This window comes from Variovorax sp. J31P207 (genome assembly GCF_030316965.1).
Classification (GTDB): domain Bacteria; phylum Pseudomonadota; class Gammaproteobacteria; order Burkholderiales; family Burkholderiaceae_C; genus Variovorax; species Variovorax ginsengisoli_B.
In genome coordinates this window covers 55,897-80,734 of sequence record NZ_JASZYN010000001.1, presented here as the reverse complement: position 1 = coordinate 80,734, position 24,838 = coordinate 55,897, and the positions used below count along the sequence as shown (strand labels likewise).

The following is a 24,838-nucleotide window of genomic DNA, read 5'->3' as shown; positions in this document are numbered from 1 at the left end:
GGCAACCCGCGTGGCGCGCGGGTTGTCAGCGGGCCTCCGGCCGGCAGCCCGGTGCCAGCATCTCGGTCGTCGCTTCGACGTCGATCACGCCTTGGCCGTGCATGACGGCCTCTGCAGCGAGCACCAGCGCGTGGCCTGCTTCGCCGCCCGTCCACTGCCCCTGCCTGCGCCGCGCGGCGGCGCTGTACAGCTTCAGTCCCGTGGCGTCGAAGGTCACTGTCGCGGCCTGCAGCCACGCTGCCGCCCGAGCCGGTCGCCGCCCTTCGCACGCCAGGCCGGCTTCGAGCACCGCGGCCCAACCGGGCAGGTGGGGCAGGCGGGTCTTGTTCATCAGCCTGACAGTTGTTCTGGCAATCTCCAGACCTTCGTCGACGTCCGTCGAGCGTTGCCGAGCGGCAGCCAGTGCACAACCGGCTCGGTAATAGCTCATCAACCCGAACGCAGTCTTCATGCGCAGAAGCTGCGATTTTTCAAGCGCCGACCACTGTTGCGCTGTCAGCAGGACGCCTCGCGCCGGCTGGCCCTCGTAAAGCGCCAGGTTCAGATCGGCCAGGAGGATCAGGTAGTCAGCCCATTGATAGATGCTTTGAACTTGATAGCAGGCCTTGGCCTGACCGATCCGCGTGCCCGCGTCGGCAAGACCGCGGTGCGCCAGCAAGGCAGGCGCCGCAAAACCGACCACGCCGCAAGCCAGATACTGGTCGCCTCTTCGCAAGGCGTTCTCGACAATGCCAGGCGCCGTAGTCGAGGTCCGGGCATAGTCGCCAAGATGATTCGCCGCATTCACGCAGTAGAGTTGGGTGCCGGCCAATTCGAACGGCACCTCCGTGCATTGAGAGCCCAGCCATTCCAGGGCGTCTTGCAGTACCGGTTGGGCTTCGGCAAAGCGACCTTCATGAGCCAGCACGCAGCCGCGAATCTGGCGCACCCAACCCGTCAATTCGTTCTGCGACACCTCGCTGGCCAAGCGCTCCGCTTGCAGCATGATCGGGTCCGTCTTTGCGCGCGTCCCGAGGCCATCGAGGCTGACCATGTAGGCCTCCATGGTCAGGGCCCGCGCAGCATGCGCACGTGAGCCCGTGTTCAGGGCCAGCCGCGCATAGCGGGCCGCCATGTCGACCATCACGAATGCATTGTTGCCGACCGAGCCTTGGACCACCGACCACATCGCGCCCAGCCGGGCTTGATCGCCTGGTCCGGGTGCTGCGTTTGGGTCGATCTTCAGCCCTCTGCACATCAGCAGGAAGCGCGAAGCCAGCGCCGCGACGATCGCGGCCCGGGGCGACCGCGGCATGGACAGGCCGATGGCGGCAAGCACCTCGCCCAACAGAACCCGCGCCTCGTCGGTAAAGCCGCTGGTGCTGAGCAGATGCGCCGCTGCGCGCGTGTATTCGAGCGCTTCCTGCGGCGCAGCACCGATGCTCGCAGCGCGATAGACCTCTGCGGCCTCGCGGCTGTTGCCCATCGACGCCAGCATGGCGGCGAGCTTGACTTGCACCTGCCGGAACCGCGTCGCGGCCACACCGATGAGGTCCAGGCACTGTCGGTACTGGCGGGAAGCGAACTCGAACGCCAGCGCGGCTGCAAAGACATCGCCCGCCTTCTCGTAGTAGACGCTGGCGCGCTGGCTGTCCCCGGCGCCATGAAAGTGCAATGCCAGGTGCTCGGGCTGCGAGTCCTCATCCACGGACAGCGCTTCGGCCAGGCGGGCGTGAATGCGGCGCAGGGCGTCGGGAGCCAGGGCGTCGGCCACGGACTCGCGAATCTTGTCGTGGTAGCACTCCAGCACGCGACTGTGCGCACTGACCCTCGCGGTGCGTGCGAGCCGCTCGAACAACAAGCCGTCGAGGTCTTCATGCGTCGCATGGGCCGCGTCCACGGCCAACTTCGCTGAAATCGGGCGCCCTGCCACTGCCAGCACATTCAGCACATCGCGCGCTGTCGCCGGCAGCAGGCCGACGTGCCTGTCCACGGTCTGGCTCAGCGTGAGCGAGGTCGGGCCGGCCCCCATCCGCCCGACCGAGAGCGCCTGGCGAACCAGTTCACCAACGAAAAAGGGGCTGCCCCCGCCCTCGGCGGCGATCGACCCGGAGTCCGCGGTACTGGCCGAACCGAGCAGCCGCTGCGCCAGCAGCACCGACACTGCCGGCGGCAGCGGGCCGACGTGCAGTGAACGGCACTCCACCCGGGGACTCCTGGCCGGGATGCTCAGGATCTGCTGCAAGAGCGCGTTGTCCTTGGCGCCTTCGCTGCGGTGCGTCGCCACCCACAGGAACGGCGTCGGTTCCGGCTGGCTCAGCAGGTACTCGAAGACGACGAGAGAATCGCTGTCGGTCCATTGCAGGTCGTCCACGAAGATGACCAAGGGCCGCCGGTCTCGCATGCGTCCGAACAGTTCACTCAGCGCGGCGAACGCGCGCAGCCGCAGTTCCTGGAGATCGGGAATGACCTTCTTCGGTCCCCGCGCCACGGCGTCGACACGCTCGAGCACGGGAAAGAGACGGGCCAAGGCGTACATCTCGCGCGGCATCAGATCGCCGGCTTCTTCGCGCGTCAGCTCGCGCAGGTGGCTGCTGAGCTCGTCCATCACCGAGTCGAAGGCCTTGAAGGGCACGCTTTCCCGGTCGTAGCAGCGTCCCTCGAGCGCGACTGAGCGTCCCGTGGCTCTCACCTGGTCGAGAAACGCATGCAACAGCGCACTCTTACCCATGCCTGACTCGCCGCTGACGAACATCACGACCGGACGGCCGGCCAGCATCGACGCATGGGCGGCGTGCAGTGCGGCCAATTCGCCCTCGCGTCCGAGCAGGATGTCAGCCCGCGGCGCCATGCCCGTCAGTTCGGTGTGTGCAGGGCCCGATACGGGGGCCACTTGGCTCGGCGCGTCCGCCCGGTCAAGGGCTGCCTGCACCTGGGCCGCACCAGGCCGCGCTGCGGGGTCGCGCTGCAGCAGCGCATCGCACAGCTCGGCGAGGTCCTTCGGCGCGTCCGCACACAGGCTGTGCACGCGGGGTGCGGCCTGGTGCCGTTTGAGCTCGAGCACGTCACTCAGCGGCCCTTCGAACGGAAGCCTGCCGGTCAGGGCAGCGAACAACATCGAGCCGATCGCGTACAGGTCGCTGGCGGTCGTCGGCGCCGAATTCGCCGCGCTCGAAGTTTGCTCGGGTGCCAGGTAGCCGGGTGTGCCGCTGAAGCCGACTTCGACCGCCGGACGCCCGGCCGCGCCGGCATGCCAGTCCACGACCAACCCGAAGTCCAGAATCACGACCCGCCCGTCCGCTTGAACGAGGACGTTCGACGATTTCAGGTCCCGGTGCAGCATGCCGGCGCCATGGATCGCCACCACGCCCTGCAGCAACTGTTTCAGGGCGGCACGCAGCCGCTGCTCGTCGAGCCGCCCGTTGGGGCGCACCCACTCGTTGAAGTGCTCGCCGTCGACGAGCTCCATGCTGAAGAACCAGCCCTCGTCGCTGAACAACTCGTGCAGACGGCACAGGTTCGGGTGGTTCATGTCGGCCAGCGAACGGAACTCGCTCTTCAGCCGGTAGACGCTGCCCGGGTCGAGCCAACTCAGGGTCTTGATGGCGACGACGCTGCGCCTGAGGTCGTCATAGGCTTCGAAGACCACCCCCATGCCGCCCTCGCCAATCAGGCGCCGGATGCTGAATCTGCCGTCAAGCACGCTGGTTCCGGGCAGCGGTCGAAAGCCCGAGCCCAACAACTGCGCCCCGGGGATCGGCGAGGCTTGCGCAAGCACGTCCATGAACGACCCGCCGCGACCCTCGACCGTCAGATCGAGCCGGGCTGGTTCAGTTTCTTTTTTGGACATGATGCCTTCGCAACCACCATGGAGTGCTTAAATCATTATCAATGAACATCGACACAGGCTGTGACGAGTTGCGGGGTTTCGCTGCGGATTCACCCCCGCCGCCATCCTTCTCGGGTTTGCCGTGCGCCTGATCCTGGAAGCCACTGCCGCAGGTGCCGTCAAGCGCCTGGACTTCTGGACCGCAGAACCTGTGACGATCGGGCGCTCGCCCGACTGCCAGATCCAGATCGACGCCGACCAGGGCAGCGTGTCCCGGCTGCATGCCCAGCTCGTCCCGACCGGACGAGGCTGGGTCGTGGAGGATCGCAGCAAGGTCGGAACCCTTGTGAACGGCATGAAGCTTGGGCATGGACAGCGTTTCGCGCTGCACATACACGACGAGTTGCGGGTCGGACCCCTGCGCCTGCGGGTGCTCGAGCTTGGGGGCCAGATCGAGCAGACGATGGCCACCGAGCTCAAGCTGACGGCGGTCGACTTGGCGACGCTGGACCCGCAATTGATCCTGAAGTCGGCTCTGGAACTGCCTCGCTTGTTCGGTGAGGCACACGCCGAAGGCGAAGTGCTGCAGAAGGCTTGCGCCTTTCTGGTCCAGGTGCTCTCGCCCGTCGTCAGTTCGGCCTATGTCGTGGAAGCACATCCGGAGAACATGGAGTCGTCCCGCATGCTCGCGACGTACTCGCTCAACGGGGAACGCGCCCCGGTGCTCAGCCGCAGAGTCATAGCCGACGCGCTCCAGCTGGACGGTTCGGTCGCTTTTTTCAAGCACGCCACCTCGACCGAAATCGATGCCACCGTGCACGACACGACGCGCACGGTCGGGGCCTGCCTGATCGAGCGCAGCACCGCCGGCGAGCCCATCGTGATCTATGTGGTCGGCGAACGAACCTTGCCGAACGACAACACCGACATCGCTGCCGGCTACCTCAGCCTGGTCAGCACGCTCACGCGCCAGCACCTGGTGGCCCAGAGGCAGGCCCATCTGGCCCAGTACTTTTCGCCTAAGGTCGTCGATCTGCTGATGCGCCCCGGCGGTCGCTCGAGTGCCGAAGGCGACCCTCGCATCATGGAGGCCACCAGTCTGATCTTCGATCTTCGAGGCTTCTGCCTTTCCACCGAGGCGGCGGCGACAGACCTGCTCCGATGGCAGAAAGAACTGCGAAGCACGATGGACACCGTCTCGCGGGAAGTCTTTGCGCACGAGGGAACGGTGATCGACTACCAGGGCGATGGGTGTTTCGCCGCCTGGGGGGTGCCGTTCGAGCAACCCGGCCAGGCCCAGTTGGCCGTGGACTGCGCGCTGCGGATTCTCGAGCAGTTGAAGACAACCCCTTTGCAGTCCTTGTCGTCGCCGTCCGGCCCGGTGTGTGGCATCGCCATTGCCAAGGGGCAGGTGCTGGCCGGTTCGATGACATCGAGCCGGCATTTCAAGTACGGGTTGCTGGGCACTTCGGTCAACTGCGCATCCCGTGTGGAGACGCTCACCAAACCCGGCCGACTCGACGCGCCGCTGCTCGTCACCGAAGAGGTGGCGAGGCTTCTGGACGTGACACGCACGCCATTCGTTCGGGCAGGCCGCGTGGCCTTGGCAGGCATGGAAACCCTCGTCGATGTCTACGAGGTGCTCGATCCCGCTAGAGCGCTGTCGTCGGCCGGCCCGGCAGCACGCTGGGAGGCCCTTCTGTGCCTGCTGGAAGGGGTGCGCCAGGTCGCCGATCTGCAAGAACTCCAGGCGGCGATCGGCGCGCCCGCGTGGGCGGACGATCCCCGCGTGCGCTGGCTGCAGGCACAGTGCAGACAGTTGGAAGACCCACAGCAGCTGTCCCGGTGGGACGGCGTCGTGCGCTACGAAAAGTAGGGTCGTTGCCAGCGGAGTGGCAAGCGCTCGACGGTCGATCGGGCCGACTCACTCCGCCGGTCAGTATTGAACGCAGGCGTGCCGGGCAGCCCAGGCGGAACGACCATGCCTTCAACGGACAGCCACCGCAGACTGTTCCGCCGTTCAACCCGAGGAGGTTTTCATGATCACCGCCAAGACCATCCCGTCCGTCGCCAGCTTCGAAGTGCGCGACGCCGGCCACGAGACCACTCCGCGCATGCCGGAAGCCTCCACACTGATGGCAGAACTGCGCAAGGCGGTGGTCCACGCCAGCCAGTGGGTGGCCGGCCCGGACCCCGAACTGGCGCGCGACCGCTTCCTCGGCGAGGCCAAGGATCCGGCCGACCTGGAGCGCCGCAGCATCGCTTGGGAACGCGCGCAGGAGACGCGCCGCGCGCTGCCGCCGGTGCTCTGAAGGCGTGCCGATCATCGGACCGAGGTCGCTCAACTTCTCATCGGATCTCCCAAGGAGAGCATGCAATGTTCGATGAACCCCTTCGATACCTGGCCGCTGCCGCCAAGCGAACCTCCCCACACTTCGTCGTGGCGCTGCTCGCCTGCGTTCTGCTGGCGCTTGCCTGGCGCGGTCCGACCGGGCATGTCGAGGCAGCGATGCAGCATCCCGTGCCCAAGGGCGGCGCCGCATCCGTCGCCCCGGATTCCCGCCTCGATTCGCTGCGCAAGGAGGCGGCGAGCGGTGACGAACGCGCCAACTTCCAACTCAGCAGTGCCTTGATGGACAGGTTCGACCTCGCGGGCGATTCGGACGACCTCTATGAGGCGTTGGAATGGGTCGACCGGCGCTGGGACGCTTCCGACCATGTGGAACTGGTCGGCCGCATCGTCGCGCACTACTGCGGTCATCGCGTCGTGCAGTGGCATCGCCTGTGCGTGCTGGGCGAATGACCGGGCTTCGCAGGCTTACCCAGGAGAAGAACTTTGCCATGGTCAAGTTGCGTGTGATCGTGCTTCTGGTGCTTCTGCATACTGACGTCTCCCCCGCGCACTACGGCTGGCCGAGTCGGGCACGCCGGTGGTCGTCGATGTGTGCCGCCAGATCGGCGTGTCCGAAGCGACGTACTACACCTGGAAGAAGAAGTTCGGTGACTTGGGCGTGACCGAGCTCAAGCGCTTGAAGATGCTCGAGGACGAGAACGCCAGGCTGAAGCGCATCGTGGCGGACCTGACACTGGACAAGCAGATCTTGCAGGAGGTCGTCCGAAAAAGGCTCTGAAGGCTGCCAAGCGGCGTGAGCTGGCAGCCTGGATGCAGGAGCGCTTCAAAGTGAATGTGCGCAGGTCGTGTCGATTGGCGCTGCTGAGGCGGTAAGCAGGCAGTAGCGCAGGAAGCAGGCGACCTCTACGGTGCGCGCTGGTTCCTTGATCTTGGCGCCGGCCGACGGGGGCCTGGAGGCCAGGCGACGTGCGTAGCGCCGCACGATGAGGTCGGGCAGGGCCTCCAGGTACTGGTGGACGTCAAGGCTCCGAAGCCAATTGATCCGTTCGAGCACCTCGCTGATCTGACGCGTCAAGTGCCGAGTTGGCGCCGTCCAAAGCCAGCTTTGATGGGTCATGCCGGTAGCGTGTGGCAGCGCGATCATTCGACCCCATTGCTCCAGGGTGTCAGATGGCACCACGCTGCAAATGGACGCCGACGTCTCGGCCTCGAAACGGGCGAGGGCGGTGGCAATCAAGGCGCGGATGGCCCGATCGCGGACGATCAGCAGTCGATGCTCGTACAGCCAACGTCGAGCAAAGACAACCAGTTGCTCGCGATCGGCGCATCGCGCGACCTCGTCACTCATCGTCCGAACGAGAGCGCGGCGCTGGTGCTCGGTCATCCACCGGAATCCAAGGGCTTCACAGGCTACTTGCTGATGGTCGAACAGGGTGCGGCCTCGCCCATATAGGGCGCGTAGCGACGCGATCTCGGGAGCATCGACCCCCAACTCATTGCTTAGATGGCGCCACAGCGCTGGCGGAACGATCCGAAAGGCGTCGAGCACACGGCCGCTCAAGCGCAGGAAGCCGATGTGCAATGCCAGGCCGAGCTTTAGGGACTCGCCGCGGCGCGCGTCGATCAGTTCACGTTCGGCCTGGCTGAAGGTGAAGAACGCCTGCAACTCGAAGCCACTGATTTCGCGCGGAAGTTCGCGCATGCCCAAGTATGTCGTCTGCCAGCCTTGCATCGCGCGCCTCCGTCCGTTGGGGCAGGGGACGATACGCCGCTGAAAAGTGAACAGCAACGTCAAGAAAATCAATGACTTGCGACCCAAGCGCCGCGCCGTTGTTGGCCTTGCGAACCGTCACTCAGTGCACGGAAAACGAGGGGACCCCAACACCGCTCTCGGAGCCTCCCACACTTTTGCACACTCTCTGGTGGGACGGCTGGACCGCCCGCTGCGGCGGCGGTGTGCCGCTGGACGCCTGAGCCCTCTGGGCTAGGGCTGCAACGACTTGATGCGGCCCACGCCGACGCGCTCCGGTCCTTCGGAAGAGGCGCGCGGGGCGTACGTGAGCTTGGCCTTGATCTGGCTCGGGCTGTTTCCAGTTGATTTGGAGAGAACCTCGTTCACCACGTGCCGCGTGACGACGGCTGCTGCGATGCTGGTGCCGCCCAGGCGTATCGTGTCTGCGCTGTGAGTTGCCGCCGCACGCAATCCTGCAAGCATGAGGCTTTCGTCAGCCCCTGCCGCGAAATCGGGACCGATTCGTGCATTTGGCAAGCGGCTTGGACCGGCGCTGCTGTAGGGCGAGACCGGGCGTCCGGAATCCAGGTCGTCTACGCAGGCGCCCACCACGATGGCTTGCGCCGCATGAGAGAAGCTGCCCAGGGTGCTCGTCGACTTGAGGTACTCGAGCGTCGGGTCCTCGAAGCGCGACTGTTTGCTCAACTGGAAGGACGGGTCATCACGCTCGACCCAGGCATGGACCGTCAACGGCGCGTTGCCCTGGTTGTGTATTTCAACCTCCCATGTGCCCGAGGGGGCGACGGCAGTGATTGATGCGTCCCCTTCAGTGGCCGCAACAGCCAGCAACGCCATGGAGCCGTTTGTTCCCTGGGGTGCCGTCGTCGGATGGATGACAGCGCAGATGGGCAGGCCAAGCGGGCTGTCGTCGGGCACGCCGAACCATCCCTGGCCGGCGCCGGTCAAGGGCGAGGCCGGGGCCAGGCCCGCGGGTGGCACCAGGCGCACGTCCACGACCGGCGCGCCGCCGGCGTCGTCGCCAGGCGGCAGCCAGATCTCCATGAAGTTGTGCGTGTCGTCTCCGGGGGGAACACGCCAGCGCAGCGTCTTGCAGTCGTTGGGGGCAATCCTGGTTTCGGCATGGATCTGTGCGTCGTACGCGTTTCCTGCGGAGACCATCACCGCGCAATCCTTGCGACCCGACAGAAAAGAGTCGATGGCCACTTCGACGGGCGAAGTGCCGTCGTGCGGACCGGCAAAGGTGCCATACGAGAGATTGATGGCGACCGGATGCTGTACGCCCTTGCTGTCTTTCGTGCGCGCTTCGATGTAGCGCAGGGCGTCGACGACGTAGCCGGGCAGGCCGCCGCCCGACGGGTCTTCGACGGCGCCGCGCGGCAACTGAACAAAGATGATCGGCGCCGTCGCTGCCGCGTCCGCCGGGGATTGCGGCTGTGCAATTGGATCGGGCGAACCGGCGGCTACATCGGTAATGGCGGTGCCGTGTGTCCAGCGCCGATTCACCGACTCGTAGCGCGCCGTGGAATAGCATGCGTCTTCGTCCACCTCGAGTGTTGCGGCATCCGTGTTGGCTTGGAGGAATCCCTCGATGTCCTGCTGGACGACCTCGCGGCCGTAGCCAAAGCCGTCAGGCGTTTTCCAGTTGACGGGGTCGTCGTTCGCCCGGCTGCGGCTCTGGTCCCACAGGTACGCCACACGCGACTTCCACTTGCCCTGGTTCAGGTACCTGAACTTCACGTTGGCGAATGGACAACCGTCGTCAATGACTGCCACCGTGGGGTCTGCATTCAGGACGCTCGTGTCCAGGACGCGCACGTTGTCCCACTTCGGAGAGATGCGAGGCAACGACATGAGTGCCCGTACGCCCAAGCGCCCAACGCTCGGAACCGGCCACCAGCCTTTCATCTTGGGCACCAGCGCCCCTGGAACCATGGCGTGCACAGTGAACTGGGAGCCGCCAGCCTCGAGGACCGGCTTGTAGGCGCGAAGCATCTCGATGCCCAGTTCGCGATTGAGCTGCTCCCAGAGCGAGAAGGGGGCGTGCGGCCTGGACAGAAGCGCCGACGCCTCGGGCGTCGGTTGCGCGCGCGCCTGCGCCTGCGAGGATGGGGCGGCGCCACTGAGCGTCAGCTCGATGAGAAGCGGAACGCCTTGCTTGAGCTCGATCGGGCCCATGCCGTGGAATGCTGTGGCGTCGGCCCAGACGGCGTAAGGATCGACACCGTTGATGTCCGAATCGTCCTTCCAGCCGAACTGGGTCTGGCTCAGCTGTGTGATGGATTTCCAAAGCAGCGACATGGCTCAGCTCCATTCGGCAAGGGCACGGTTCCACAGCCAGGTCAGCACGGGCTTGCGTGGCATGACCGGGCTGTGTGCTGCACCACAGTCGATGTCGTCGCTAGGCGCGAAGTCCTTGTTCGCGTCGGCTACCTTGAACTCGAACTTTCGCTCGACCCACGCATTTGCCGGCACGTTTGTCGTGGGGTTGCGCGCCAGCTCTGGCAGCACATTGCCACTGCACATGCATGCGATGTATTCGCCAATCGAGGAGCCGAGAATGCGGCCGGCCTTGCTGTCCATCGGGAAATGAACCCCAGCGACAGTCCGGTTGATTGCAATGCGCGCCGCGAGCGCGTTGAGTTGCCTGAAAACGACGGGGCCGTTCGGTGCGGGAATGAGACATCCCAGCAAGTGCGCCACCGAATACGCTTCCGTCGAGTGTCCGCTGGGCAACGTGCTGTGCTCAGGCGTGGGCACCATGGGTTGGATCTTCGGGGTGAACGCCACAGGCCTGGGACAGTTGAAGGCCTGCTTGAAGCGCATCGCCGACATCGAGGCAACGGCCAGGGTCACTTCGATCAACTCGTAGGTGAACTTGTTGCGCGTGGGCTGCAGGTTGGCCACGGCGCTCCAGAACGGCGTTTGCGGAACCAATTGGCTCAGGATCTCGTTCGCCTGGTCGGCACGCTTGTCGGCGTAGTCGAAGACCTTGCTCAGTTGTCCGGCGTAGATTGCGGGATTCTCCGGCCGCTCCATCTGCACGATCAGCTGCGCGGCAGGTGTGCCCCCACTCGAATCGCGATGCACGTAGGAAAGCTTGGCTCCGGTCGGTTTCGAGGCACTGACCGGCGTGGTCTCGAACACCAGGTCAGACACCAGCTCCATTAGGCATACGTTGAACCGGATCAACGGCTCCCAGCGGGCCATCGGCTCGGGGTCATCGATGTTCGAGAACGCAGGCACAGTGAGCTGCACCCCCGTTGGCGGCTTCACGATGCCGCCTCTGCTTTGAATCAACGCATTGGCCAGTATCGGGTCGGCGGCCGGATGGCCTGCCGAGGCGCCGCCATTGCCGGCACCCCAGCCGCCCCAACCACCCCATCCGCCCCATCCGCCCCATCCGCCCCATCCGCCCCATCCGCTCATGATGTTCTCCTTCTTCTTTGCCCCGACGAGGGGGCTCGCGCGGGTGACCGGCGCTAGGCCGGAATGCCCGCATCGCGCAGTGCATGCGCAATGCGGGTGCTGATGCCGAAGGCGCGTCCTGGTGTTCGATCCAGGAATTGGCTGACAGTGAATCCGGGGTCGCGCGCCAGCAGTTCGGCGGCGCAGGTGCGGGCCTCGTCCGTGCGGCCCGCAAGGGCGAGGGCTGCAGTCAGCGCACGATGCGTGGAGAGGTGGCTGCGATTGAGCTGCAGCGACCGCCGCGCGAGCAGCACCGCGCGTTCGTACTGGCCTGCCGTGAGCGCTGCCGACGCCGAAAGCGCATCGAAGAAATAGCGCAGGGGGTCCAGCGGGGACAGACCTTGGGCGTGCTCGCAGGCTTGAACCGCCGCTTGCCCCTCATCGCGAAAGGCGTGCAACATGCCGCTGAGCAGCCATGCCAGGGCGTCATTGGGGTTGAGGTCCAGGGCGCGTGTATAGCAGGCGCCCGCCCGGTCGAAGTCGCGCAACACATTTGCACGCACAAAGCCTTCGATGGTGTGCGCCAGGTGGCAAGCTGGATCTGCCTCCATTGCCCGCGCCGTGTGGTCCAGCGCCGCCCGGGCGTCGGAAGCTGGATCCGCCGACCAGCCTTGCTGGACGTTCAGAACGTGCCACTTGGCCAGCCAGGCGCGCGGCAGCGGATGCCTGCCGCTGCGCTCGAGCAGGTGTTCGAGGATGAGGCGCGCGCGGGCGAAATCTGCGCCTGCGGTGCGATGCATCATCGTGACGCCCGCGATCATGAGTGTGTAGCTCTGCAGGGTCGGCAGGGGAAGCATGCGCGCCTTCTCGACCTCGGCGTGGTCGATTGCGTCCATGATGCCCGCCACGATTGCGCCAACATGGCCGCTGTCGGGGTCGAACAGGGCGGCCAGGGCGGGTTGCAATACCTCGCTCCACAGCACGTTGCCCGACACCACGTCGCTGAGCTCCGTCACCACCGTCGCCGTCCCGCTCACGGCAGCCAGCGTGCCGGAAAGGACGTAGCGCGCACCCAGGCGCTTGCCGATCTCGTCGCACAGCATGCCGCGCGATGCGACGGCCCGGGTAGAGAGCTGGGAGATGACGCGAATGCGGCGGCTGCGCGACAGCACCGAGGCAACCTCGCCGGCCAGGGCTTCGCCCAGGCCGGCGATCAAGTCCCCGCCGCCATGATCCAAGGGCATGACCGCTATGGCGGGGCCGATGAACGCATCGTTGGACAAGAGGGGAAGAATGGGCGGATGGTGCTGGGGCTCCTCGATCGAGAAGCAGCGCACCGGTGTCGTCAGGTGCTTGACGTAGCACTCGCCCAGGTCGTGCACCTCGCCGTCCAGCGAAGGCACGAGGGCGTCGCGAGCCTCCGCCGAAATAACGATCTGCGAAGGCTGGGCCAGGGCCATGATGCGCGCGGCCAGATTGACGCCGCTGCCATACACATCGAGCTCGTCGACCAGCACGTCGGCCAGGTGGGCACCAATGCGAAGGCAAAGCTGTTCGCCGTCTGAAAAGCCTTCGCTGCAGCGCGCGATGACGCGTTGCGCTTCGAGGGCTGCGGCAAGAGCCGGCGGCGTTTCGGCGAATTCGAGCAGCATCCCGTCGCCCAGGCTTTTGACAAGCCGGCCTCCGTATTGAGGCAAGACCCGCGTGCGCATCTCGTCGACAAAGCGCCGCCAGCGGGCAATGAACTCGGCCTCGTGCGCCTGCATGAGCCGAACCGATTCGACGACATCCACCACGACGATGGTTCGCCGAGCCCGCAGTTCGGGCCACGACACCCCCGCATCAGTGGTTGACCCCATTTTGCAGTCCCTCGTGTGCTCCGCGCATCACCATTCTGGTGGATCGCCTGCGCTGCTGGCAAGGGCGGCGTAGGCATAGCTCGCGGACGGTGCTGGCCGGGCCCCGGCGCGCACTGGGTCTTTGTGCCTTCGGCTGGCACCTCTGGGTGCTTGGCTGGCTTGGTGCTCCTGCGCAGGAAGACTCCGTGATGACTGATTCGCTTAGTTCCACGAAGAAGGACCGGGCCGCGCCCGGTGTTCCCGATCTGTCCCACCAACCCATCAGCCAGACGTGCTGCTCGAGAAATATGCCAAGGGCGACGAACGCACCATCGGCGATGTGCAGTGGCGCGTGGCCCGCGCATTGGCGCAGACCGAGGTGCCGGAGCAGCGCGCCCGCTGGGAGCCGCGCTTCCTGCAGGCGCTGGAGGCCGGCTTTCTGCCGGTCGGGCGCATCCAGTCGGCCGCCGGCGCCGGGGTCAAGCGACTGGACCCCACCTTCGAACTGAACGAGTGGACTTGGACTTGACCCTGTTGCGCGGACGGGTTGGGACTTGATTCTCAAGTCGAATTGATCGACAGCGCAGACTTGTCCACCGGCGGCGTGGCGCATGCCACGCAGACGCCGACGGTGGTCAAGTCGTGTTCGAGGCGAGGCGGTTGCTTGAACATGCTTTGTAGTTCCTTTCAAACGTTGCCGGCGAGACCTGCCCGAGTGCGCTGTGACGTCGGCGCGGGTTGTACCAGCCCTCGATGTAGGTGAACAGCGCCAGCCGAGCCTCGGTCTTGGTCTGCCAGCTGCGCCGGTCGATCAGCTCGCATTCAAGCGTGGCGAAGAAGCTCTCGGCCATCGAGTTGTCGTAGGCATCACCGACGGTGCCCATCGACGGGCGCACGCCCATCTTTTTGCACCGTTCGCCGAAGGCGATGCTGGTGTACTGGCTGCCTTGATCGCTGTGATGGATCACGCCGTCGGGCTTGCGCTGTTGCAGCGCCATGTTCAGCGCCGCGAGCACGAGATCGGCGGTCATCTGTTCGCCGATGGCCCAGCCCACGATGCGCCAGCTCCAGACATCCAGCACGACGGCCAGGAAGATGAAGCCTGCCCAGGTAGGCACGTAGGTCATGTCGGCGACCCACAACTCCTTCGGGCCGGCGGCAATGAATTCGCGCTTGACCAGATCAGGCGCAGGGCGTTGCCGCTCGTCGCGTCGCGTGGTCACGATGAAGCCACGACGCCGTCTGACGCCTCGAATGGCGTTCACACGCATCAGCCGAGCCACGCGCTTGCCACTGACGCGTATGCCTTGATCGAGCAGTTCAGCGTGCACGCGTGGCATGCCGTAGGTGGCGTCGGATTCGGCGTGGATCGCTCGGCGAACGGCGGCGCGAGGCTCGCGATGCCAAAGCACGCATGCCACCGCAAGAGATCTTATACAGCGAAGCCGCTTGCGTTGGTATGCCGTTTTCAGCTAGTCCTTGTGCTTAATCGTCACCGTTCGGATGGTGCCGGAGAAGGCGTTGTCCCACGGGTCGAAGTCGTCGCACACTGGCAAATACGCGTCCAATGTCCGTCGTCTCGGCATCCAGCGAATACAGCGCGCCGATGCTCAGCGGTCGAAGCGTCACTTTTTGAACTGAAGTCAAATGGACCCCGCCCAGCACCAAAGCACGGGAGGACCGGGCCCTATCGTCTGGGCTGCGATCGCTTCTCGGCTACATTCCGAGTTCGAGGCTGGAGTTGCATCGATGGACCGTGCCCGCGGCGAACGGCGCTGCAGCGGCGCCGGATTCAGGGGAGGCCGACGTCTGTAGCATCGGTTGGCACCTTCAGTTCTACGCAATCCGAACCGCAGGCCCCCTGTTCGATCGGGTCGGGTCGGCGGGCGGGTCGATGTAGCACCGCTCGGCTCGGCGTGATCCGCAGGATTTCGCCATCCGGGGCTGCTTGCCCGTCGACGATGAGGGAGTAATCGGACTCTTCCCGCGGCGGCCAGATGAGCCCTACAGCGGGCTGCTGGATAAGGTTGTTGCGTGTGCGGCGGCCGATGCCGTCAATCACTAATACGCTACCTTCGAGCATCGGCACCACAGCGACCGCATGCGGGGCGCCATGCGCGCTGGCCGTCAGCAGGTAGGCAAAGCGGTACCGCGTCATCACCTCCGCCAGGTTTTGCAATTCGACTGGAATGCTCATGTTTGTCACCATCAGTTGGCGTTCGCGCCGAACGGCCCTTGCTTCCCGGCCTAGCCTCGCGAGGTCCGATAGCGCGCACAAATGGACTGATTCGATTATCGGCCTGACGCCTCTGTCGACGCCTGGCTCCGCCAGCTTCGGCGTTGAACACCGGACATCTCCGGGCACATAGCGCCACTCAAGCTTTGTCGGACTTCTGCTTGCCCGAGTCCATCATCCTCGCCACCGCGCTCACCTGGGCGGCTCCAGTGCGGAAGTATCCCGCGACGGTATCCGTGCTCCGATGCCCCGTCATGGCCATCGTCTCCTGCAGCGGCATGTTCTGCCGTCCGGCCTCGGTGACAAACCCCGATCGCAGCGAATGCGCCGAGAAATCCTCTCCCACGCCCGCGAGCGCACACCGCGCCTTCACGAGGTCGCGAACCGCCGTCCCCGAGAGCCCGTCAGTGCCCAGTTTCCCGTTCTTGAGAATCCGCCGGAAGAGGGGGCCCGACGTGATCCCGCTCGCCTCGAGCCAGGCCTCGAGCGCCTCGGCGGCCAACCCGACCACTGGCTTCACATCCTCCGGCCGAATCTTCCCGTTGTGGTTCGTTTTCGAGCTCGCCAGCGTGTATAGAAATGCGCCTTCATCCCCGCGGTGCAGGTTCTCGAACACTGCCTCTGAGACTTCCGAGCGCCGGCGTCCGCCCGAGGCCCAGGCAAAGAGGAGGAGGGCGCGATCGCGCTTGCCCTTGAGCGAGTCGTCGCAGGTTTCCAAGACCGCCTCCAGCGGCTCCTTGGTCAGCGCCCGCTGCTTGTGGGGCAGGGCGTTGCGCTTCGCATAGGCCTTTCGGGTCTTGCTCAGCAGCGCCTTGACCGCGGGGTCCACGCATGGATTAGTTTGCTTGGAGACGTGGTGCGCCATCGAGAGCACCGAGATCCGGTGCATCAGGGTGTTCAGCGCCGGCGCGCCGAGTTTTCCCTTGAAGCCGGCCTCGACCAGCGCCTGGTCGATCTCGGGCGGCAACTGGTGCTCGAGGCCCGCCTTGGTCGAGCGCTGCGCATGGTCGACGATGAACTGAACGACCACAGGGACTGCAACCGGAAGCGCCATCTGGCGCCCGTAGCGCGCGCCGAACCAGGCGGCCCAGTAGCGCATGGCGGCGCGGTACGCCAGCCGGGTGTTGTCGGATTCGCCCTCGGCCATCAGGTCGTGGGCGGCTTCCTCGGCCATCCCTGACAGCTGGCCGGGATCGAGCAGCGCATGGTCACGCTTCAGCGGCATCAAGGCCTTCAATGGCGGCACTTTTTCAGCGGATTTCATGGACGACCTCCAGCGGCATTGGCTTCACGGACGGCGACGGGCGAAGTCCGCATCAAGCCGCTTTGGCGTTAGTTATCACACATGCCATGTATGATGTCTTACGTATACTCTACATCACTTCCGATAATCTCTTATTATCGCAAGTAAAAGACGGAGAGGAAGGCCGACATGGATCCGAAAAGTTCGAGCGACAACATTCATCCGATCCGAAGCGGCCGGGGCATCCAGGAGGCCCAAGTCTGGGAAGCGGCCGACTGGCTGCTGCACGAAGGCCTGCGCCCGACCATCGAGCGCGTCCGCCAGAAGATAGGCAGCGGCTCGCCCAACACGGTGAGCCCGATGCTGGAGCGCTGGTTCGCCACGCTCGGCAAACGTCTGGACGGTCATGGCGCCAACCTGGCCGACGGCGAAGCACAGCGGCTTCCACTGGTCATCGTCCAAGCTGCTCAGCACATTTGGGAAGTTGCCCGCCGCGAGGCCGACGAAATTCAGCTCCAGAAGACAGAAGCCACGCGGCGCGAATTTGATCTTGAGCGCGAGGCTTTCATTCAGAAGGAAGCGAACCTGCAGCAGCGGGAATCGACTTTCGAGCAGGCCCGCTTGAAGCTCGACGAGGCTTTGGCATCGTCGCGCCAAGCCATTGTGGCAATGCAGGCGCAGATGCATGCCCAACAGCAAGAGTCAGCACGCATCCTCCATGCTTCGGAAGCGGAGATACGACGTCTGCGCAAGGCACTTGACGACGCCGTGGCCAGCAAAGAAGCCTTGAGAGAGAAAGCCGCGATGGAGCTTGAGGTCAAACGGCGCGCTGTAGAAGAAGCTGAAGAGCGCCACCTCGCGCAGGAGCGACGCCTTCTGTCCGAGGTCGATCGGGAGCGCATGGCCACGCGGCAGTCAGCAGCGGAACTCGACAAGGAACGCAAAGCGCGCGCAGCCGAAGTCGAAGCCGCGCGCAGGGCCCAAGACGCAGCGAAGGAGGAACTTGAGGGCGAAAAGGCATTGCATCGTGACGCGGCAACTGCTTGGGCGCGCCAGGATCAGGAAGCGCGGCTCGAGCTGGTGACCCTTCGCGAACGCGCCGCCGGCGCGGAACGACGCATCAGTGATCTCACCTCTCAATCGCAGCGAACCCGAGATCAGTCCGAGCGTGAGATCGCACAACTCAGGGAAAGCCATGCTTCGGCAGTCGCCGCGCTGCGCCGGTTTGAGGCGCGAGCTGAGCCGGCGGGCAAGGCACCGCGGAAGCGAGCGACGAACGTTTCCAGGGGAGATTGACGGCCTACTGCGCCAGGAAGTGGGCATGCGACTGAGCGCGTGGCGGGTGGCTCGTTTGAAAAAGTCGGGCCAATCGGAGGCTGACTACGATCCACGCGTCTTGCACAACCTGTTCGGCGCCAGAAAAAATCTATATAAATCAACCACTTAGTAAATACAATGTGGGTTATGTCAAATGCCAATTACCGATCACCCTTTCCGTGTGACAGACCTCCTTCGCCCCAGACGAGATGCTGGCTTGTGCGCTCAATAGTGAGCTGACAGGAACCTCAGAAGAAATCGACCGTTCACTGCAAGCATCCTGGAAAGTGGATCCGTTGAGAGCCGACTTCGAACTTTGCCGCCAGGGCTCGGAATGTATGAGCACATCAAATTTGTTCTGATGGCGCACCCGCGAGATCAAGTCGTCCCGCATATCCGGAGTGGCTTGAAGGAAGGAAATGATGGCGTCCGCTCTCGGTGCTGCTGGTGGGCTGCCGATGTCGATGCTTGGGAGTTGATTGATCTCATCGAACCGTTGACCGCCCATTCCGATCCATGATCACACACCGCAACGACGACGCTGGACGACACCGTTTGGAGAACCGCTTCGATTTCTTGGTTGAGTCGGTCGGCGGGGATTGTGATCATCCGAATTCCTAAGCAACTACAGCCTCGAGGGAGTCGAGTCGATGCGCCTGCGGAGGTCCACGGCGGTCGTGCTCATCCCCCGAACCATCCGCGATGTGGCTACGGCTGTCAACACACCCGGGGCGGAGCCGCGATGACGCCCGTCTCACCGGGACCGCCTGCAGAGCGGATTGAGATTGATAAGACTCCTTTATCGCCCCCCGAACCCGAACCGCTGACGCCCTCCCCTGGCGCGGCGCCTTGAATCGCGTCTTGGGCGTTGACACGATGCCATCGAACCACCGTTGGCGCCATGGCGGCAGCAGCCACGACTGGCGATAGCAGGATGCCGAAGAATGGATAGTGGCTTCGCCAATCGGCTTGCGACCGCTTGCTCTGAGGACTCATGCTCGACGCTCTTCAATCCAAAATGTTGCGTGGCCGAAGCGATCTGAGGCCAGCGCCAGTGCCTCGAGTAGCTTGCGTCTGTTCTGCGGCGTGTCCGGCAGCCATACGTTTGGCGGAACGATGGTCCCAGGAATGGGCTTGACGACATCGTCGCCGCTCGCCAGCCTGATTTCGTATGGCACACGAAACGACCAGTGGTCCTGGACAGGCCGACTTTTCGACGTCGATTCAGTAGGCGGCTTGGTCACACCGTGCAGTTCGTTGCTGACTCTATGGCGGGTGCGTCTGTCTTCTTTGCAGAAATACAGCCCCGTAAAGTGGGGGATCGAGCGTTCGGGGAAGCCCGGCAAGTAGAGGGCACGCTCATGGACTGACCATTCATCCTTCAGGACGTACCCCTGCGCCTCAACGGCATCGATGAAGGCATTGCGGTTGTAGACACGCATCGGGGCAAAACAGCCTTTTCCCAAGTTCTGCGTGGTGATGAAGCCGTCACCGTCAAACAGAGGCAGGTTGTTCAAGAGAAGCCGCGAGGGTTCATGCGCCATTCGCTCGATGAGACTGGCCGGTCCGACATCTTCGAGATACTGAAGGGTCCCCGTGCACATCAATAGATCGGCACGAACGCGGGACAGGCTTTCGTTCAGGTTTGGAAAAAACTCAAGCGCAGCTGCTTTGCGCACAGCTGCCAACGTTCTGCCCATCGCAACGACCGATGGAACCTCGACGACGTTCCAGCTCATCGTCTCCGGCATGTCGATGAATGGAAGGTAGCGGTAGTAGTGCACGCCCACAGACCCGCCGATGTCCAGAATGCTCTGAGCACCATCTCGGAACGCAGTGGAGAGCCACCACATCACGGGATAGTCGCAAGCGAAGACTCTTCGAGTGCGGGCCTCGACATGCTCCCTGTGCAATGCATCTGTGTTGAACTCCGAGCTCACCGGCAACCAGCGTCGCGCACTGGCGAAACTGTCAAAGACCCCAAAATGCAAGCCAGTTCCGCGTGCGGAAAAAAAGTGTTTTCGCCCCCAATGCATCAGGGCTGGTCGCGTCAGCGGACCAGCCAGGAAGTCGCGGATCATCTGTGCTGTACTCGCATTTCTCATCGGGATCTTTTCCGCCAGCGTACCAATAGGGTTCTCTTTTCATGAAAGCGGCATCCGCCGCCGCGTCTGCGGCGGATGCCGACGGCTAGCGTTGAGGCTCCAGCCTTGTGACGGTGAACTTTCCGTCGATCTTTTCGGCCAAGAACTCGACCTTGTCTCCGACTTGGACCTTGTCCAGGACCGTCTCGTCCTTCACCTGGAAAACCATGGTCATCCCAGGCATTTCAAGATTCTTGAGGAGCCCGTGCTTGATCGTGAGCTTCTTGCCATCCTTGTCCACTTTGCGGACCTCGCCCTGTGTGAGTTCGGAGGCGTCCGAGGCGCTTGCGTTCGAGACCGCCGTCAGTGCTCCGCTTGGCTGCCCAGTCGCCAGACCGGGGACTGCCAATAAGGAGACGAGAAGTCCTAGAGAGATTGGAGTCTTGAACATGACTGTTTCTTTGATGTGTATTGGCAGGGCGCCGGGCTGGCGTGTGGCAAAGGTGAGCGGTGCCTAATGTTGCTTCGCGGAATTGGCGGACTTGTCGACCATCACGGTGCCATTCATACCTGCGTCGTAGTGACCGGGCTGGAGGCAAGCAAAGTCCACCTTCCCTGCCTTGGTGAACTGCCAAACGATCTCGCCAGTCTTGCCAGGGGCGAGTGTCACCATGCTCGGGTCGGCGTGCTCCATCTCCGGATTCTTCTTCATCGCTTCGTAGTGCTCCTTCAGCTCCTTCTCTGTGCCTAGAACCAACTCATGCTTGACCTGACCGGAGTTGCTGACGACGAAGCGAACGGTCTCACCTTGTTTGACGGCCAAAGTCGATGGGTTGAATCGCATGCCGTCCGTCATCTCGACCTTGACGCGGCGATCAGCTTTGGTGGCATCCCCAGGCTTTCCGAAGGCGTCGACGGCGTCGTGTGCATGGCGGCCGGCGTGGTTACCAGATGCGGCAGCCATGGCGGAAAGAGTAGTCGCGAGGACCGCGACCATGGTGTGGCGATAATGGGCGTTCATGGGATCTTTCCTTGATTGATTTGAGGAATGGTCAGTGGCCGGTATGGCCGCCATCAGTTGGTTTTCGAACTTGAACTTCAATGTTCTTGGCGGGCATTTGCTGCGCCGGCATGGAACTCGGGCCTGCGTTGCTGGCGCGGGCTGGTGCCTGCGGTTTACCAGTGAACTCATAAGCAACCGTCCGCTGCGGATGCTTGAACCAGCCTGGATTTGAGTAGTCACCGGGCTTCTGGCCCTTGCGTACCTTGACGACGCTGAACATACCGCCCATCTCTACCGAACCAAATGGGCCCTCGCCTGTCATCATTCGCGCGGTGTTGTCGGGAATGGGCATTTCCATCTCCCCCATGTCGGCCATGCCGCGCTCCCCCATGACCATGTAGTCAGGGACCAGGTTTGTGATCTTCTTGACCACATCCTTGTGGTCGACGCCGATCATCGTGGGCACGTCGTGACCCATTGCGTTCATCGTGTGATGACTCTTGTGGCAATGGAACGCCCAATCACCTTCCTCGTCTGCCAGGAACTCGATCTGCCGCATCTGGCCAACCGCCACATCGGTCGTGACTTCGGGCCAGCGAGTGCTCTTCGGCGTCGGTCCGCCATCGGTGCCTGTGACCACGAACTCATGCCCATGCAGGTGCATTGGGTGGTTGGTCATCGTGAGGTTGCCAAATCGAATGCGAACCTTGTCGTTGTGGCGGACGTTCAGCGAATCGATGCCAGGAAAGATGCGGCTGTTCCACGACCAGAGATTGAAGTCGAGCATGGTCATGACCTTGGGCGTCGCACTGCCAGGTTCAATGTCGTAGGCATTGAGCAGAAAGACGAAGTCGCGATCGACTTCTTCGATGAGCGGGTGCCGCTCCCTCGGGTGGGTCACCCAGAAACCCATCATCCCCATCGCCATCTGTACCATCTCGTCGGCATGCGGGTGGTACATGAATGTCCCCGGCCGCCTCGCTGCGAACTCGTAGACAAAAGTCTTTCCAGGTTGAATGCCCGGCTGGGTCAGGCCGGTGACGCCATCCATTCCATTGGGCAGGCGCTGGCCATGCCAATGAATGCTGGTGTGTTCCGGAAGCTTGTTGGTGACGAAGACGCGCACCCGGTCACCCTCGACCACCTCGATCGTCGGCCCTGGAGACTGGCCGTTGTAGCCCCAAAGGTGGGCTTTGAAGCCCGGCGCCATCTCGCGAACGACGGGCTCTGCCACCAGGTGAAACTCCTTCACGCCGCCGTTCATGCGCCAAGGAAGCGACCAACCGTTGAGGGTCACCACAGGGTTGAAGGATCGCCCCGTCGACGGTGCGAGCGGTGGCATGGTGTCAGGCTTGGTTTGCAGCACTGGCTCCGGCAACGCTGCCATGGCGACCTTGCTGACCGAGGCCGCGGCCAGGGCACCCGTGATCGCGCCTGCTCCGCCTAGAAAGTTTCGTCTGTTCTTCATCTGAATCGGATTGAGTAAGGAGATCAGTGAGCAGCGCCCGCGCTCAGGGTTGAGGCGGGGCTGGAAGAGGAGACGGAGGTCATGCCTGCCATGGGCCTTCCAATGACCGCAGCCTTCAGAGATGCATCGGCGAGCCAGAACTGCTGCTGGGCGTTAATGGCACTTGTAACGCTGGCTATCTGGTCCCGCGCCTCCGCAAGAAGCTCGAAAGCGCCGATGAGCATTCCGTTGTATCGAAGGACGTTCTCCTCGGCCATCGATTGCCTCAGAGGCACGATTTCGTCGCGGTAGTGGCGCGCGATGTCGTACGCCGTTCGATAGGCCGAATAGTTTTCCCGCAGCTGCGAGGTGGCACCGCGCACTGCGGCGTCGTACCGGTTGGCGGCGGCGAGTGCCTGAGCGTTCAGCGCGTCTCGGCGTGCAGTTCCCCAGTCGAACAGCGGCAACTGAATGTCGAATTCCCAGCCACGCCGTGTAGCGCTGCCGCCGCCGGCGTTGTCGAAGACGGTGTCGTGCCGATAGCCTGCCTCCACGTCGACGAAGGTTGAGAGCAGGTTGATGCCCTGCGACCTGCCAGCAACCTCCAGTTGGGCCTTGGCTTGCTGAATGTCCAGCCGCTGCTCCCCTGCGGCAGACGCGACCTGACTCGCTTCGCGAGGAGCCCTGGGGAGATCCGGCAGGCGCTCAGGCAGCTTCAGCTGGGCAGCCTGAACATCGGTCAGGCCCAGCGCCCTCGTGAGTTCTTCGCGGGCAGCGGTCGTGGCATGGCGCGCCGAAGCCAGTTGGGTAGTCGCATCCGCATAGAAGACCTGCTGACGCGCTCGCTGCAGCCTGCTGAAGTTGCCGACCGCTTGCATCCGGCGTGCCAGCTCGGCACTGGCTTCAGCAGATTCCTTCACCTGCTCCGCATACTTGAGGGACTGCTGAGCCGCGACCGCTCGGACCCAGACCTGGCGCACCTGAGTGATCTGGTCGACGACCGCGCCGGTCAACTGTACTTGCGCCTGAGCCGCCAGACTCTCGGCAATGGACACGCGCTTCGGCAGAAGCAGCAGATCCGCCAATCCAAACGACAGCAGTCGACCGATTTCGAGCTCATCACCCAGACGAAATCTCTCGAACGTGAAGACCGGGTTGGGCATGCGGCCCGCTTGATTGGCCGCAGCGATGTCAGCCCAGCCCTGCGCGACCAAAGCTTGCATCGTGGGGCTATTTGCAAGTGCGAGGCGCACCGCGTCGTCCTGAGCCAAGGGCTTGCTCAGCAGCTCTTGCGAGAGGCCTGCCCGGGCCTTTTGCTGCTCTTCGGTACGACTGAGTTCCAGATTCCCGCCGGTGAACTGCGAAGCTGAAGTGTTGGTCGAATTCAGCGCGTCATTGATTCCGAGCGATGCACAGCCGGCGAGGTAAGCCGCCCCGACCAAAGCCGAAGCAACGCGGACTGCGCGCCTCATGGCTTCTCCTTGGCAGGCGCCGCAGGTGGCATGGGTGTGGAGAGAGCCCCGTGGGCGTCCGATGGCAAACGCTCACCGTCAGCCTCTCCCGACGCTTCTTTGGCGTACGCCTGCCAGCCGCCTCTTTGGTGGACCGTTTCGTTTGCCTGGCGCCACGGGACAGAAGATCCATCCGCGAAGGGCTTGTAGCCCTCCATCGCCGACTGGAAGGGTAGTGCGGGGACAGCAGCGTCTTGCGCTTGGGCCTCGCCGCCCGACTGAGCGGCCGCTGCCAACGCCACAAGAACCGGCAACGCTGCCAGCCACCGGGCTGGCGAAAATTTGAACATGGAATCCTCGCGTGTTCATGGACGAAGTGCCATCAGCGGCCGGCGGCGGCCGTGCGACAACAAGCGGTACATGCGCGTCCATCCATCAGCAACCGAAGATCGCTGATCGTTCAGACGCGGTCAGACGCGAGGAGGCTTCTGGGGAACAGGGGGCGAGATGCTTGACACCGGATGGAACGGCTCCAGCAGGTCCGCCTGCGGGAGCCCCTTCCAGAGAACCGGTTCCAGCGTTGGAGCCATGCCGACGGCGTGACACGCCGCGCAGTTGCCGCACGTGTGTGAGGCGCTTTGATCGTCTTGGTCGTGCTGATGGGGAGCCTGATCGCCCGCTTCATGCTCGTGCGCAGTTGGCGACGCAGCATGGTCGTGACTGGCGTGCTCATGCACCAGCCCAGCCTCGAGTTCCGTTCCCGACGGCGCGCAAAAGGCCATGGCTGCCGCCGCGTAGCCCTGAAAGGGTACGGCGAGCATCAAGAGCCATAGCAGGATTGCGCGCAGTCGAACCATCCAGAAAAATCCATACGTTGCCCGCAAAACTGCAGGAAAAACC

Annotated in this window: 18 protein-coding genes and 2 pseudogenes; 6 read left to right on the top strand and 14 right to left on the bottom strand. The window is 63.8% G+C overall.

Annotation, left to right across the window (positions count from 1 at the left end; genetic code table 11):
* Nucleotides 1-25 precede the first annotated feature (25 nt).
* A complete protein-coding gene (locus QTI68_RS00365) occupies nt 26-3,829 on the bottom strand; it encodes a serine/threonine-protein kinase (RefSeq protein WP_286518865.1) in 3,804 nt (1,267 codons plus the stop codon).
* Between the two features lie 121 nt (nt 3,830-3,950).
* On the opposite strand from QTI68_RS00365, the gene QTI68_RS00360 reads away from it, so the two are divergent.
* From QTI68_RS00360 to QTI68_RS00345, 4 genes are all read left to right on the top strand, one after another.
* Nucleotides 3,951-5,684, top strand: coding sequence for an adenylate/guanylate cyclase domain-containing protein (locus QTI68_RS00360; protein ID WP_286518864.1), 1,734 nt, complete (start codon nt 3,951-3,953; stop codon nt 5,682-5,684).
* Between the two features lie 163 nt (nt 5,685-5,847).
* Nucleotides 5,848-6,120: a hypothetical protein gene (locus QTI68_RS00355; protein ID WP_286518863.1), complete on the top strand. Its 273-nt coding sequence runs from the start codon at nt 5,848-5,850 to the stop codon at nt 6,118-6,120.
* A 65-nt stretch (nt 6,121-6,185) separates the two neighbouring features.
* Complete coding sequence (locus QTI68_RS00350) at nt 6,186-6,611, top strand: hypothetical protein (protein ID WP_286518862.1); 426 nt, start codon at nt 6,186-6,188, stop codon at nt 6,609-6,611.
* Nucleotides 6,612-6,717: 106 nt separating this feature from the next.
* A complete protein-coding gene (locus QTI68_RS00345) occupies nt 6,718-6,939 on the top strand; it encodes a transposase (RefSeq protein ID WP_286520173.1) in 222 nt (73 codons plus the stop codon).
* 84 nt (nt 6,940-7,023) lie between these two features.
* Here the strand turns inward: QTI68_RS00345 and QTI68_RS00340 are convergent.
* From QTI68_RS00340 to QTI68_RS00325, 4 genes and pseudogenes are all read right to left on the bottom strand, one after another.
* Nucleotides 7,024-7,893, bottom strand: a pseudogene (locus tag QTI68_RS00340) (DUF4158 domain-containing protein); the annotation flags it as partial.
* Nucleotides 7,894-8,145: 252 nt separating this feature from the next.
* Nucleotides 8,146-10,212, bottom strand: a complete 2,067-nt coding sequence (locus QTI68_RS00335) for a S8 family serine peptidase (RefSeq protein WP_286518861.1) — start codon at nt 10,210-10,212, stop codon at nt 8,146-8,148.
* Nucleotides 10,213-10,215: 3 nt separating this feature from the next.
* On the bottom strand, nt 10,216-11,340 hold the full coding sequence (locus QTI68_RS00330) for a phosphatase PAP2 family protein (RefSeq protein WP_286518860.1): 1,125 nt from the start codon (nt 11,338-11,340) through the stop codon (nt 10,216-10,218).
* Between the two features lie 53 nt (nt 11,341-11,393).
* On the bottom strand, nt 11,394-13,178 hold the full coding sequence (locus tag QTI68_RS00325) for an adenylate/guanylate cyclase domain-containing protein (protein WP_286518859.1): 1,785 nt from the start codon (nt 13,176-13,178) through the stop codon (nt 11,394-11,396).
* A 271-nt stretch (nt 13,179-13,449) separates the two neighbouring features.
* Between QTI68_RS00325 and QTI68_RS00320 the strand changes: the two genes are divergently transcribed.
* Entirely contained in the window at nt 13,450-13,686 is a 237-nt protein-coding gene (locus QTI68_RS00320) for a hypothetical protein (protein ID WP_503011611.1), read from the top strand.
* A 106-nt stretch (nt 13,687-13,792) separates the two neighbouring features.
* Here the strand turns inward: QTI68_RS00320 and QTI68_RS00315 are convergent.
* The 3 genes and pseudogenes from QTI68_RS00315 to QTI68_RS00305 all read right to left on the bottom strand — a co-directional run.
* A pseudogene (locus QTI68_RS00315) lies at nt 13,793-14,533 on the bottom strand (IS3 family transposase); the annotation flags it as partial.
* A gap of 416 nt (nt 14,534-14,949) precedes the next feature.
* Nucleotides 14,950-15,354 (bottom strand): hypothetical protein, encoded by a 405-nt coding sequence (locus QTI68_RS00310; protein ID WP_286518856.1) that lies wholly within the window; start codon nt 15,352-15,354, stop codon nt 14,950-14,952.
* 178 nt (nt 15,355-15,532) lie between these two features.
* Nucleotides 15,533-16,618, bottom strand: coding sequence for a site-specific integrase (locus tag QTI68_RS00305; RefSeq protein ID WP_286520171.1), 1,086 nt, complete (start codon nt 16,616-16,618; stop codon nt 15,533-15,535).
* 207 nt (nt 16,619-16,825) lie between these two features.
* Here QTI68_RS00305 and QTI68_RS00300 point away from each other — a divergent pair, with 207 nt between their 5' ends.
* The gene (locus QTI68_RS00300) at nt 16,826-17,932 is read left to right on the top strand and encodes a DNA-binding protein (RefSeq protein WP_286518854.1); all 1,107 of its coding nucleotides are present in this window, start codon (nt 16,826-16,828) and stop codon (nt 17,930-17,932) included.
* A gap of 1,013 nt (nt 17,933-18,945) precedes the next feature.
* Here the strand turns inward: QTI68_RS00300 and QTI68_RS00295 are convergent.
* From QTI68_RS00295 to QTI68_RS40100, 6 genes are all read right to left on the bottom strand, one after another.
* Nucleotides 18,946-20,034: a methyltransferase, TIGR04325 family gene (locus QTI68_RS00295; RefSeq protein ID WP_286518852.1), complete on the bottom strand. Its 1,089-nt coding sequence runs from the start codon at nt 20,032-20,034 to the stop codon at nt 18,946-18,948.
* Between the two features lie 109 nt (nt 20,035-20,143).
* Nucleotides 20,144-20,488: a copper-binding protein gene (locus tag QTI68_RS00290; RefSeq protein WP_286518850.1), complete on the bottom strand. Its 345-nt coding sequence runs from the start codon at nt 20,486-20,488 to the stop codon at nt 20,144-20,146.
* A gap of 63 nt (nt 20,489-20,551) precedes the next feature.
* Nucleotides 20,552-21,058 (bottom strand): cupredoxin domain-containing protein, encoded by a 507-nt coding sequence (locus QTI68_RS00285; RefSeq protein WP_286518848.1) that lies wholly within the window; start codon nt 21,056-21,058, stop codon nt 20,552-20,554.
* Between the two features lie 31 nt (nt 21,059-21,089).
* Nucleotides 21,090-22,508 carry a multicopper oxidase family protein gene (locus QTI68_RS00280; protein ID WP_286518847.1) on the bottom strand — a complete coding sequence of 473 codons (1,419 nt, stop codon included), beginning with the start codon at nt 22,506-22,508 and terminating at the stop codon, nt 21,090-21,092.
* Nucleotides 22,509-22,531: 23 nt separating this feature from the next.
* Nucleotides 22,532-23,959, bottom strand: coding sequence for a TolC family protein (locus tag QTI68_RS00275; RefSeq protein ID WP_286518846.1), 1,428 nt, complete (start codon nt 23,957-23,959; stop codon nt 22,532-22,534).
* Between the two features lie 449 nt (nt 23,960-24,408).
* Nucleotides 24,409-24,759, bottom strand: a complete 351-nt coding sequence (locus QTI68_RS40100; RefSeq protein WP_353506400.1) for a DUF2946 family protein — start codon at nt 24,757-24,759, stop codon at nt 24,409-24,411.
* Nucleotides 24,760-24,838: the final 79 nt, after the last annotated feature.